Raw genomic sequence first — 12,797 nt, forward strand, 5'->3', positions numbered from 1 at the left:
CTTTTGATTTTCAATCAGATGTGGCCGGCGAGGCGACGACAAATGCCGGAGGCGGCCTGCTTATCCCGACCTGGAAAGCGCGGGACGGGCCAATGTTATAAAAGCCGAACCGCCGGGCGGCGGGGCATTTTGATATGGGGATTCGCTCTACATTCTGAATTATAATACTCAGTATGTGGAAATAACTACGCAATCTTCCGTAACAGCCCTCCTGGTTAAGTCAAGATTGGATAAAGAGTCGTAAATTTAAAGCACCAAGAGAATTTAAATTTTACCCTTAGTTGCTATATGCAAAGACAGACGCAGACGCAGAGACAGACTTTAAAATACTCTCCCTTGCAAATTCAGATGCTGAATTTACTGCACCTGACTACAATGGAGCTTGAACAAAGGATTAAGGAAGAACTGGAAGAAAACCCCATACTGGAAGAAGGGAAAGAGGAGAGTACGTCGGAAGAAGCGCCCGAAGAGTTTGATGATGCCGACTTGCCGTCGGGCAGCGACGATAACACCGTACAGGATTATTACGACTGGGACGAGTTCCGGGACGACGATATTCCGGACTATAAAACTTATGCAAACAACCAGTCGGCGGACAATGAATTATACACCCGGCCGATGGTGGAAGCCATCTCGTTCAGGGATGATCTGAAACAGCAGGTACACTTTCTGCAACTGGATGAACGTCAGCAACTGATCGCCGACTTTATCCTTGACTCGCTCGACGAGGACGGGTTCCTGCGCCGGGAAAGCGATGTGATTGCGGACGATATATCATTTGCGAACAGCATGTTTATCGATACCGACGAAGTGAACACAATGCTGAAAATCATTCAACAGCTCGATCCGCCGGGTATTGCGGCCAGCGATTTGAGGGAGTGCCTGCTTATTCAGCTCAATCGCATGGAGAACCAGAACGACACCTGGAAATGGGCTTACAAGATTGTTTCCGACGCTTTCGACGAGCTCGGGTCACGCAATTATGACAAGATCATGCGGATCACCGGCCTGGACGAAGAGTCGCTTAAGAAGGCCATCCAGCTCATTACCACACTGAATCCGAAGCCGGCTTCCGGTTTGCGGAATGACACGGTGATCAACGAAAGCATCAAACCCGATTTCATGCTCTGGTACACCGAGGATGGCGAAATAGAAGTGCAGCTCACCTGGGGGAACAGTCCGGCCCTGAAACTGAACAAGGTGTTTACCCAGATGGCCGAGCAGAAAAACGACAAGGCCACGAACCAGTTCCTGAAAAACAAAATGAACTCGGCCAAGTGGTTTATCGACGCCATTAAGCAGCGTGAAAATACGATGCTGAATACCTTGAAGGCGATCGTGAAGCTGCAATACGACTATTTCCAGACCGGCGACATCAAAAAGCTCCGTCCGATGATCCTGAAAGACGTGGCCGAAATCATCGACATGGATATTTCCACGGTATCGAGGGTTACCACGAACAAATACGTGCAGACGCCCTTCGGCATCGTACTATTGAAAGACCTCTTTACGGAAGGTGTCACGAACGAGGACGGAACCGAAGTTTCAAACCGTGAAATACAGGAGGCGATCCGTGAAATCGTAAGCGAAGAGGATAAGCGCCATCCGTATAACGACCAGCAGATTACAGATATGCTCGCCGAAAAAGGCTATTCCGTTGCGAGACGCACGGTAGCCAAGTACCGCGAACAATTGAATATACCTACCGCGAGGTTGAGAGTTACTATTTAAAAAACCAAGTTAAGCCCTTACACCCGGCATGAAAAAAATAGTTGTTGTTGATGATGAAGCGGATATTTGCTTCCTTTTGAAGCGTTTTTTATCAAAGAACGATTTTATAGTAGAAACAGCCCAGAATGGTAAGGACGGCCTCGCACTGATAGAATCCATCTCGCCGGACCTCGTTATGACCGATTTCAGGCTGGGGGACATCACCGGAACGGAGCTCCTCATGGCCATTAAATCCAAAAGACCGAACGTTCCCGTACTGATCATAACCGGTTATTCGGACATCAAGGTGGCAGTAAATGTGATGAAGCTGGGCGCTTACGATTACATTACCAAACCGCTTTTCCCGGACGAAATTCTTGTGACGGTAAAGAAAGCCATCGCCGATGCGGAAGCTGCCCAGAACGAAGAGCAGCAGTACGTGGCGCCGGCCATGTCCGATGGCGTTTCGGAAGCGGTGAAACCCGCGCGCAAGAACCAGTCGCGCACGAAAGCGGGGTACATTATGGGCAACAGCGAGGTTTCGGATAACCTTTTCCGGCAGGTAGACCTCGTGGCCCCCACCAATTTCAGCGTGATCATATACGGCGAAAGCGGCTCGGGAAAGGAGGCTATCGCACAGGAAATCCATAACCGCTCGAAACGGAGAGATATGCCTTTCGTGGCAATGGACTGCGGTGCTATTTCAAAGGAACTCGCGGGCAGCGAGCTTTTCGGACACGAAAAAGGCTCGTTTACAGGTGCATTACAAACCAAGATAGGCCATTTCGAACTGGCGAATGGCGGTACGCTGTTTCTCGACGAGGTTTCCAACCTTTCCTACGAGATACAGGTTGCATTGCTTCGCGTAGTACAGGAACGTAAAATGCGCCGGATCGGCGGCTCGAAGGAAATCGATCTGGATGTGCGGATCATCGTAGCGAGCAACGAACGGCTGCTCGATTCGGCGAAGAACGGCAAATTCAGAGAAGATCTCTACTACCGCTTCAATGAATTTACCATCGAAGTACCGGCATTGCGGAACCGTAAGGACGATCTCATGCTCTTCGCCAGCGCCTTCCTGGAAACTACCAATGCAGAGCTCGGCAAAAATGTAAAAGGGTTTTCGGAAGAAGTCAAAAACGACTTTCTGAACTACTCGTGGCCGGGTAACCTTCGCGAGCTGAAAAATGTGATCAAAAGGGCTACGCTTCTGTCGGACGGCGATCTGATCGAGGAAAAGGCGTTGCCGTTCGAGATCGTCAATTACAGGCGCCTGAAAGACCTGGATGATGAGCCTGTACCGGCGGCGAGCCCGGTGGCTTCGCTGCTGTCGGAGAACGCCGATGGGGAAGAAACAAAACCCAGCCTGAAAACCGTGGCCAACGAAGCCGAATACGACATGATCATGCAGGTGCTGCGGGATGTGAATTTCAATAAAAGCAAGGCCGCCCGTTTGCTCAACATCGACCGCAAGACGCTTTACAATAAAATGAAACAATTCGATATCTGATATCGAAAGGCTAACGCGGAATGAATAACAAACTGATCCGGGTTTTGTTGGTGGACGACGACGAGGACGATTATTTCCTGACCCGTGAGTATTTTCAGGACCTCGTCAACTGGAAATTCGATATCACCTGGTGCGCGACTTTCAAAGACGCTGAAACGCAGATCAGAAACCACAAATACGATCTCTATCTGTTCGACTACCTGCTCGGCGAAAGCACGGGTATCGATTTGATCGAGCTTGCGTGCAGTTTTGAATGCGAAGAGCCGATCATCCTGCTCACTGGCAAGGGCGATACCAAGATCGCCGTGGAGGCATTGCGCCTGGGCGCAGCGGATTACCTCATCAAAAGCGAGCTCGACGCGGAAAAACTCGAAAGAAGCATCCGCTACGCATTGGAACGCACCTCCGTTTTGAAAGCGTTGCGCCATAGCGAAAGGAGGTACCGCCGGATTTTCGAGGAGTCCAACGATTTCCTGTTCATTAGTGATCCCGAAGGAAATATCATCGACTTCAACGACGCAGCCACTGTCCTGACCGGTTATTCCGGCGAGGAGTTGAAAGATAAGAACCTGACCCAACTGGTAGAAGCGCCTCTGTTCGCGACGCTCTGGAAGGACATTGCCGATCAGCCGATTCACGATCACGAAGTACGCCTGCTCACAAAGGACGGCGATAAAAAGTACTGCCTGTTTTCGGCCACGGTCGAAGTGGACGACGAGCATCCGTATATCCAGGGGCGATTGCACGACATGACGGCACGAAAGCAGTCGGAAAAGGAACGGTTGTTTTCCGAAAAAATGGCGGTTACCGGGCGTCTCGTACGCATGCTCGCGCATGAGGTGCGCAACCCGCTCACCAACGTGAACCTTTCGGCCGAACAGCTGGAAATGGAGCTGACCGACGAGGACCAGAAATTTTACACGCAGATCATCAAGCGCAATTGTACGCGCATCAACGACCTCATTACCCAGTTGTTGCAGCCATCGAGTTCGGAAGACATCGAACTGGTGGAAAGTTCGGTGCACTCTGTGCTTACCCAGGCCATCAGCGCGGCGCTCGACCGAGTGCAGCTCAAAAGAATCCAGATAGTGAATGAGTTCGCCGATGAAGAGCTCGCTTTACCGCTCGACCGCGTGTCATTGCAAATGGCTTTCCTGAACCTGATCACCAATGCGATCGAGGCAATGGAAGAGGATAAGGGAGTATTACGGATAACCACCCGCAGCGTGGGCGATCAGATCCAGGTTTTGTTTACGGATAACGGATCGGGGATCAGCGAGGAGCACATGGACAAGATATTCGAACCATATTTTACTGGGAAAAACAACGGAATGGGTATCGGGTTGTCGACCACCATGAGCATTATCCACGCACATCACGGACGGATCGAGGTACAATCGCAACTGGGCGTCGGGACTACCTTTACGATCAGCTTCCATACGGCCAAACAATAGGCTGGGCGGCCGGTTTCACGATTTTTTAATGCAACGATCGCGTCATGGCACGCGTAAGGAGAGAAAAAATCGGTGCATTCCATGAGACTTATTTTTACTATAATCTTCCTCTTCCTATTCCTTTCCACCAGGGCGCAGGATGCCGATTACTACCGGAAGATTTACACGAAGCCCATCGGTGAAAAACCGTATAACACCGAATCGCTGCTGAAAAAGTTCGGCGAAGTCAGGGTCCGCAACCGGTGGTACGTGGGAGTGAACGGTTTTGTGAGAAATGACCGGAACACCATCGACAATGATTTTGACCAACTGATCGGAACCGAGTCCCCCACGGTTTCTGCCTGGGGTGTTACGGCAGGGTGGGTTTTAAGGGAACATTGGAATGTCGAGCTCGAATATGACCGCTCGGCAATTCATAATGTACTGGTGATCTATGGCGATAATCCGCTGAGATACCAGATGGAGAACGACAAGAACAGCCTGATCATGCGCGGTAAGATGCGTTTGCTCTTTGGAAAACCGTATGTCCGGAAGTCGGCATTCTGGATCGGTGCGGGCGCGGGAATCGTTCCCAACTCTGGACGGGCCAGGGATTATATGGAATTTTCCGGTTATCGCGAAAGGGGCAGAAGGCAGGGTGTGGATACCCTGTTTATGTCGAGCGATACACGCATTGCCCGGTCTATGACACGGCTTGTGGAGGCTTCCGCCGAGTATGTGATTAAAGTCGCGAAATCGATCGATATGTCGCTTTATGCCCGGAAACAATGGGGTATGGGTCATTCACTTACTACCAATTTGATATACAAGGTGAATGGCGTGGAAACCGAACGGGCGAGGATCGAAGGCGACGGCTCCGGCTGGACCTTCGGCGTTTCGCTGCGATATGTGTTCCATATTGGTTATGATTTTTCCGATCTGCACCGCAGTAGCGGTAAAATATGAAGTGAACTGTCAGATGAGCGGACGGGGCCGCCGCTCAACTGACGGTCCACTTCATCAGGCGTACTTCGAAACTTTAATTTTCCGGTTAAAGAAGCCGTAAATGATGGGGAATATCAGCAGCGTGAGAACGGTTGCGGTTATCAGCCCGCCGATCACCACAATCGCCAGCGGTTTCTGGGTTTCCGAACCGATGCCGGTCGACACAGCTGCGGGTAGCAAACCGATCGCCGCCATCAACGCCGTCATGATTACCGGCCGTATGCGCGATTTGACACCTTCCCGGATCGCCTCATCGAGCGTCATTCTCGCTGCCAGGTTTTTGTTAAATACTGAAATCAATATCACCCCGTTCTGAACGCAGAGACCGAAGAGGGCTATAAACCCTACGCCTGCCGAAATACCGAAGTTCATATGCGTAACGTGCAGCGCGAGGATACCGCCGATGAGCGCGAACGGGACGTTGATGAGCACCAAACCCGCATCTTTCGCATTGCTGAACATGATGAACAGCAAAATGAATATCCCGATCAGGCTGATTGGCACCACCTGCCCCAGCCGCGCCGTCGCCCGGACCTGGTTCTCGAACTCTCCCGACCAGCTTACCGAATAACCTTTGGGCAGCGAAGAAAGCAACGGCTTCACCTTCGACTGCGCTTCGGCGATTGTGCTGCCCAGGTCGCGCTCGCGGACGGAGAACTTGACGCCGATAAAGCGCTTGTTGTTATCGCGGTACACGAATGCGGGCCCCGTCACCGTGCGAATAGTCGAAATTTCCTTCAAGGGAATTTTACCGCCAGTGAGCGTCGGTACCATCAGCTGCTGAATGTCGTCCACTGTGCGGCGGTATTGTTCTTCGTAGCGCAGGCGAATATCGAATTTACGTTCGCCTTCGTAAAGAATAGACGCCGTCTTGCCGCCGATCGCCATTTCGATCACCGCCTGGGCATCGGCGATACTGACGCCGTACTGCGCCATTTTGTGGTCGTGCAGGATCACGCTGATCTCCGGCTGTCCGATATTCCGCAGGATTCCCACATCTTTGATACCCGGCACATTCTTGATCGCTTCGAGTACTTCGTTGGCTTTGTTATTAAGTGTTTCCAGATCGTCGCCGAAAATTTTCACTGCATTGCTGGCATTCATCCCCGCCACGGCTTCGGCCACGTTGTCGATGATGGGCTGCGAGTAGTTGTAGTTGATGCCCTGAAACTGTTTCAGTTTTTTATCCATTTCCTCGATCAGGTCGTCCTGGCTGATTTTACGTTTCCATTCCTCCTTCGGTTTCAGGTTAACCTGCATTTGTACATAATAAAAGCCCGAGGGGTCGGTACCGTCATTGGAACGGCCGGTTTGGGAAAGTACGCCATTCACCTCCGGGAACTCGTTGAGCTTGGCGCGGAGCGTGGTCACCATTTTAACGGTTTCAGCAAGAGAGCTGCTCATCGGCATTTTGGCTTCCACCCACAATGCGCCTTCATTGAGCGTCGGCAGGAACTCCGTGCCGAGAAACTTCGCGGAGAAAAGACTGGCACCCAAAAACGCCGTCGCGAACACGACGCTCAGTTTTTTGCGGGCGTAGCACCATTCGAAGCCTTTGGTAACAATATTATCAAAGAAACGGACGATCGGGTTGCTCTTTTCCCGTACGTTTTTCCTCAGCAAAATAGAGCATAGCACCGGTACCAACGTGAGCGTGTAGAGCAGCGCCCCCAGCAATGCGAAGCCCAGGGTGTAGGCCAGTGGTGTGAACATTTTGCCTTCCACCTTCTGAAAACTGAAAATAGGGATCAATGCGGTGATAATGATGAGTTTCGAGAAAAAAATAGCTTTGCCCAGTTCACCACCCGTTCGTTTGATAAGCCCGAGTTTTGATAGTTTGTTGAATCGATCCATGCCGTTGCGGTGCGCGAGGTGGTCGAGCGCTACGAATATTCCCTCTACCATCACTACCGCGCCGTCGATAATGATCCCGAAGTCGATGGCCCCCATGGACAGAAGGTTGGCGCTCATGCCTTTCAGTCGCAAACACATAAACGCGAACAGCAACGCAAGGGGTATGATAATGGAAACGATAACGGTCGTACGCCAGTCGGCCATGAAAATGAATACGATCACGGTCACCAGAACGATACCTTCCACGAGGTTATGTTTCACAGTGTGCGCACAGAAATCGATCAGGTTGTCGCGGTCGTAAAATGTGACCATTTTGACGTCTGGCGGGAGAATTTTCGTGTTTAGCTCCTCGATCTTGTCTTTCACGCGCGCCAACACTTCGCTCGGGTTCTCGCCCTTGCGCTGTACGACGATCCCTTCCACGACGTCGTCGTTACCATCCAGTCCCACCTGTCCCACACGCGGCATATCCGACTCCCGCACATCGGCAACATCCCTGACCAGCACAGGATAGTCCTTCACGTATTCAACTATGATATTTTGAATATCGGGGATAGAATTCAAAAGCCCGATCCCGCGCACCACATAGGCCTGTCCGTTTTTCTCGATCACATCCCCGCCGACGTTGATATTACTTTTGCTAACGGCCTGGTATACTTCCAGCGGTGTGATATTGTATTTCACAAGTTTGGTCGGATTGACCTGTACTTCGTAGATCTTGTCGCGGCCGCCGAACGCAACCACGTCGGTGACGCCCGGAACGCTGCGCAACTGGCGGTCGATCACCCATTTGTGCAGTGTGAGCAATTCGCGGCTATCGCGGTCCTTGCTTTGTAGCGTGAAACGGAAAATCTCGCCGGTAGGGCCGTATGGCGGCTGCACGTCGGGCTCGACGCCATCGGGCAGTGAAACCGTGCGTAGCTGGTTGTTTACCTGTTGCCGGGCGAAGAAGTCCTCCACGCCGTCGTCGAATATGATTTTGACAATGCTCAAACCGAACATAGTCGTGCTCCGTACATTGGTTTTCTGCTGGACGGAGTTCATCGCCACTTCAATAGGCACCGTCACAAAGCGTTCGATTTCCTCCGCGCTGCGCCCGTTCCATTGCGTCACGATGATGATCTGTGTGTTGGTCACGTCCGGAAATGCTTCCAGCGGTGTGTTCTGATAGCTGACAATCCCCGACACGATCAGCAGGCCTGTCATGAAGAATATAAAGAACCGGTTCTTGAGCGAAAAGCCCACGATGCCTCGGATGAATTTGTTCATGGGTCAATGATTGAATGACTGAATGATTGAATGACTGAATGTGGGAATGATAGAATGAATAGCGAGCGCGGAAATAATGCTTGAACAACACGGAATGAAAGACGTCGGCAGGTGAGTAATTTGCCCTATTCAATCATTCAGTCATTCAATCATTCAAAATTCAATCATTCAACGCATCATAAACTAGCAATTGGTTTTTGGAAATGATCGTCTCGCCGGGTTTCAGTCCTTCGCGCACATATGTGGTGTTCGCCAGGGAGCGGTAAACTTCCACGGGGCGTGTTTCGATCTTGGTGCGGCTGTGGTATACCATCACCCAGTTCTTGCTCCGGTCGAAAATGACGGCCTGCGACGGGATGGCTTGCATTTGTTCGCCTTCTTCGAAGTTGAGGGTGACGGTGGCGTGCATCTCGGGTTTGAGTTTGAAACCGACATTCTGCAACTGGATGCGGATTTTCATCGCCTTCGTCTCGGGGTCGAGCACGTTGTAGATTTTATCGACCTTCCCTTTGAAAACCTCGTTGGAAAAGCTGATCGTACGCACATCGGCGGGCATGCCCAGCTTCACACGCGGAATGTCGCTTTCATTCACATTCGCCATCACCCATACATCGGCGATCTGACCGACAGTGAAAAGACTTTCGGAGTTGTCCGACCGCAGCTGCATGCCGCGATTGACATTCTTGTCGATAATGAAGCCGTTAATAGGCGATTTCACGGTGTAATTGGTGGATTTTCCTAAACCATAAATCGAAAAGACTTCCCTGATCCGGTTCACCTCGGCTTGTGCCTTGTCGACGATCTGCCGCGCGGAAATCACGTCGCGTTCGGGGACGAGCTTGCTCTCGAACAGGTCTTCGGTCGAAGAGAGGTTTTTTTGCGCAATGAGTAAATCGGACTGCGCCTGGATCATCTGCCGTTCGAAATCGGCTACTTCGCCGGAGCGGATCGTGGCCAGTTTCTGACCTTTACGGACATTGTCACCAAGTTCAACATCCACCTCCTCGACATTACCGCCCACCAGCGGGTAAACCTTGATTACCTGGTTCTCGTCCGGAACGACCTTGCCTACCAGTGTAAGCTCGTTACGAACAGGTTCCGTCCGGACGGTGTCGAGCTTGATACGGCTCATCATCGTATCCGAAAGCATAAATGCCTTCGACTCGTCGTTTTCGACCTTCCTTTTCTCGCAGGAGGTCAGCCACACACCCACGGTGGCCAGTACGACAACATACAGTGTATTTTTCATTGGGAAACGCATTAATGGCAATGCCGTGAATAAGTTGTGTTCAGTTATATGGTTAATTGAATAGCTCCTCGCCGACTACGTAATTCAGCTCCTCGTATACCTTGATGCGGTCGGCTTGCAGGCGGTTATATTCCTTGATACTCTCGTTGTAGGTCTCGATGAAATCGATGAACTCGAGAAGGCTGATGTTCTGTTTCTGGAAATTGTCGTAAATCCCTTTGCTCAGGAGCTCGAATTGGTCGGAGAACTGGTTTTCGACGCTTTGAAAGGCCCTGTCGGCGATGCCCACTTTCTGTACGGCCGCGTCGACCTCGTTGCTTACTGCGTTCTGTTTCGCATTTTCGGCCGTTTTGAAATAGCTGATACTGCTTTTTGCCGCCCGGATATTACCCTGGTTGCGGTTGAAGAAAGGCAGCGCGATGGACGCGTTCACGCCAAAGTAGTTGTTCACATAGTTACTGGCCTGGTCGTACACGGCTCCTATCTGAAGGTCGGGTTTTGCGAGTGCTTTTTGCAACGTATAATTGAGCTCGGCCTGTTTCGTCTCCGATTGCGCAACTTTCAAATCCGCGCGGCTTTGCAATGCCTTTTCTTTCAACGCGGCAATGTTGTAACGGTCGAGGCGGTAACGCTGGATCTCGGTGCTGTCGACAATGGATTTGACCGGTTGTCCGGTGCTCAACAATGTGCGGAGGTCGCGCTGGTTTTCCTGTAATTCGAATAGAATGTTGGCGCGCTCGTTCGTCAGTTCGAAGAGAAGGGCTTTCAACCGCACGACTTCTTTCAGTGAAATGTTCTTGCGATTGTATTCCTTGTCGAATGCATTGACAGTCGTCGTCAGCGTCGCGATCTGGTTGTCGTACAATGCGATGGTTTGTTCGAGGTAGTAAGATTCGAAGAAGATCTGGCGCAACTCGAATTTCAATGTACGGATCAGGTCGTAGAACTGGTACTCAGTCTTGCGCGTCGATTCCATGTCAAGCGCCACCTGCTTGTTGCGCTTGCCCGCCCGCGTGATGAGTTGCTGGATAGTAAATGCTTTTTGGCCGTTCTTCCCCACGTCCAGCACACCGCGAGAAGGGTTATAGGCGCTGATTTCGACACCGAATGTGGGGTTATTCCAAAGCTTGTCCTGGATTTCGATCGACTTCGCAATGTCGATCTGGTACTTTTCGGCCAGTATCTGGAGATTGTGTTGTAAAAACAGGCTGTCGGCCTGGCGGATCGAGAGCCGGAGCGTGTCCTGTGCGTGTAAGGCCGTAGCCAGTAGTATAAAAAGCCCGGTGAGGTAGGTTCGCATAATATCCGTGTTAGAATGATGCGATATTCCGACACCGGCATTACACCAGGCTTAAAAAAAGCTTAGAAAAAAATTAGAAAGCCGGGGCGGGGTCAGGCGCGGCCCAAATGCACCTGAAATTCGCTCCCCTTGCCGATTTCGCTGGTTACCGAAATGGTACCCTGATGCAATTCGACAATCCGCTGGCAAATGGAAAGCCCTATGCCGAAGCCGGGAAGTTCCGTGGCGTTGGACGACCTGAAAAACGGGTTGAAAATATGCGGCAGGTCCTCGTCGCTGATCCCGATCCCCTTGTCGCGGACCTTGACGATGCAGAATTTGTCTTCGGAAGTAATGAGTATCTGCGCGCTGTGGTCGGGCGAATATTTGCAGGCGTTGTCGAGGAGGTTGGTGAAAACTCTTTTCAAGAGCTCTTCATTGCCCTGGATCACGGTCTCGTTCTCATTTTCGGGGATGGTCTCATAGTCGATCGTCACATTGTATTCCGGGTGCGAGGACAGCAGCTCTTCCTTGGCGAGGAACACGAGGTCTTCGATGTGGATCTGCGACATTTTCATGTTGCCCATATTTTCGTACGAGCGTGCCAGAAAAAGCAGGTTATTGGTAATGCTGATCAGCCGTTCGGTGTCCGAAAACAGATTGGCAAAAACCTCTTCTATTTCCGGGTTATCCTTATTGAAGCGCTGCCCGAGCTGGATTTCCGATTTTAATGCGGCCAATGGTGTTCGCAGTTCGTGCGAAGCGTGGGAGACAAAACTTTTCTGTTGTTCAAATGCTTTGTTAAGCCGGTAAAGTACGGTGTTGAAATTGATCGCGAGCTGTGCTATTTCGTCCTTCCGGTTGCCTTCATCGAGTTTTTGAGACAAATTTTGGGCCGTAATAAGGGATACCTGTGCATTGATGCGGCTGATCGGCTTCAATGCATTACCCGCAAAGTAAATCCCCAGCCCGACGGTCACGGCGATTCCGGCCAGCAACCCCCAGCCGAGCGTACTCTTCAAATTTTGCAGCTTGCTGTGCCCGAAGGTGTCGTACGCCGAGGCCAGTACTACCAGCGGGTCGTCACCTTCCTGATAAAGCAGCCCGATCACCTCGTTTTCGCCCTGGTGGAACTCCATATATTCCTTCTCGCGCACCTCGTTGAGCAGCGACGTGTGGTAGGTAAGCAGCTTGTCGTCCACGCTGGAATAGATCAGCTCGTTCCGCGAATCGAAAATGAGCACCTTTTCATCGAGCATTTCGGAAAGCGTATTCTGGTCGATGGCTTTGAGCAAATCCTTGTCGATCCCTTTGACCTTCACGAGCAGGCGGCAGGTTGTGCGGGCACGGCCGCGCAGCCGGTCGTAAAATTCCTCTTGCCGGTAATGCTCGGACACGCTGTAAATGGCGATGGAAAATACCAGCAGCACCCCCGCTACCAGGAGCGTGAACTGAAGGGCGATACGGTCCTTGATTTTCATAGAACGC

Annotated in this window: 8 protein-coding genes; 4 read left to right on the plus strand and 4 right to left on the minus strand. The window is 51.4% G+C overall.

The window, feature by feature from the left end; translation table 11 throughout:
• Nucleotides 1-288 precede the first annotated feature (288 nt).
• The 4 genes from rpoN (at nucleotide 289) to ABV298_RS19730 (ending at nucleotide 5,619) form a co-directional block, all read left to right on the plus strand.
• Nucleotides 289-1,731 carry an RNA polymerase factor sigma-54 gene (gene rpoN / locus ABV298_RS19715; RefSeq protein WP_353717888.1) on the plus strand — a complete coding sequence of 481 codons (1,443 nt, stop codon included), beginning with the start codon at nucleotides 289-291 and terminating at the stop codon, nucleotides 1,729-1,731.
• A gap of 28 nt (nucleotides 1,732-1,759) precedes the next feature.
• Nucleotides 1,760-3,220, plus strand: a complete 1,461-nt coding sequence (locus tag ABV298_RS19720; protein WP_353717889.1) for a sigma-54 dependent transcriptional regulator — start codon at nucleotides 1,760-1,762, stop codon at nucleotides 3,218-3,220.
• 20 nt (nucleotides 3,221-3,240) lie between these two features.
• Nucleotides 3,241-4,674, plus strand: a complete 1,434-nt coding sequence (locus tag ABV298_RS19725) for an ATP-binding protein (protein WP_353717890.1) — start codon at nucleotides 3,241-3,243, stop codon at nucleotides 4,672-4,674.
• An 81-nt stretch (nucleotides 4,675-4,755) separates the two neighbouring features.
• Nucleotides 4,756-5,619 (plus strand): hypothetical protein, encoded by an 864-nt coding sequence (locus tag ABV298_RS19730; RefSeq protein WP_353717891.1) that lies wholly within the window; start codon nucleotides 4,756-4,758, stop codon nucleotides 5,617-5,619.
• A gap of 54 nt (nucleotides 5,620-5,673) precedes the next feature.
• On the opposite strand, the gene ABV298_RS19735 is transcribed toward ABV298_RS19730, so the two are convergent.
• The 4 genes from ABV298_RS19735 to ABV298_RS19750 form a co-directional block, all read right to left on the minus strand.
• Entirely contained in the window at nucleotides 5,674-8,781 is a 3,108-nt protein-coding gene (locus tag ABV298_RS19735; RefSeq protein ID WP_353717892.1) for a CusA/CzcA family heavy metal efflux RND transporter, read from the minus strand.
• A 160-nt stretch (nucleotides 8,782-8,941) separates the two neighbouring features.
• Complete coding sequence (locus ABV298_RS19740; RefSeq protein ID WP_353717893.1) at nucleotides 8,942-10,030, minus strand: efflux RND transporter periplasmic adaptor subunit; 1,089 nt, start codon at nucleotides 10,028-10,030, stop codon at nucleotides 8,942-8,944.
• Nucleotides 10,031-10,082: 52 nt separating this feature from the next.
• Nucleotides 10,083-11,330: a TolC family protein gene (locus ABV298_RS19745; RefSeq protein WP_353717894.1), complete on the minus strand. Its 1,248-nt coding sequence runs from the start codon at nucleotides 11,328-11,330 to the stop codon at nucleotides 10,083-10,085.
• Between the two features lie 92 nt (nucleotides 11,331-11,422).
• On the minus strand, nucleotides 11,423-12,790 hold the full coding sequence (locus ABV298_RS19750) for a HAMP domain-containing sensor histidine kinase (RefSeq protein ID WP_353717895.1): 1,368 nt from the start codon (nucleotides 12,788-12,790) through the stop codon (nucleotides 11,423-11,425).
• Between the last annotated feature and the right edge of the window lie 7 nt (nucleotides 12,791-12,797).

Origin of the sequence: Dyadobacter sp. 676 (genome assembly GCF_040448675.1) — a bacterium.
In the GTDB taxonomy this organism is placed as follows: Bacteria; Bacteroidota; Bacteroidia; order Cytophagales; family Spirosomataceae; genus Dyadobacter.

Bases quoted from the DNA above. Each gene is read 5' to 3' on its own strand.
- rpoN (WP_353717888.1), top strand. From the start codon at position 289: ATGCAAAGACAGACGCAGACGCAGAGACAGACTTTAAAATACTCTCCC.
- ABV298_RS19720 (WP_353717889.1), top strand. From the start codon at position 1,760: ATGAAAAAAATAGTTGTTGTTGATGATGAAGCGGATATTTGCTTCCTT.
- ABV298_RS19725 (WP_353717890.1), top strand. From the start codon at position 3,241: ATGAATAACAAACTGATCCGGGTTTTGTTGGTGGACGACGACGAGGAC.
- ABV298_RS19730 (WP_353717891.1), top strand. From the start codon at position 4,756: ATGAGACTTATTTTTACTATAATCTTCCTCTTCCTATTCCTTTCCACC.
- ABV298_RS19735 (WP_353717892.1), bottom strand. From the start codon at position 8,781: ATGAACAAATTCATCCGAGGCATCGTGGGCTTTTCGCTCAAGAACCGG.
- ABV298_RS19740 (WP_353717893.1), bottom strand. From the start codon at position 10,030: ATGAAAAATACACTGTATGTTGTCGTACTGGCCACCGTGGGTGTGTGG.
- ABV298_RS19745 (WP_353717894.1), bottom strand. From the start codon at position 11,330: ATGCGAACCTACCTCACCGGGCTTTTTATACTACTGGCTACGGCCTTA.
- ABV298_RS19750 (WP_353717895.1), bottom strand. From the start codon at position 12,790: ATGAAAATCAAGGACCGTATCGCCCTTCAGTTCACGCTCCTGGTAGCG.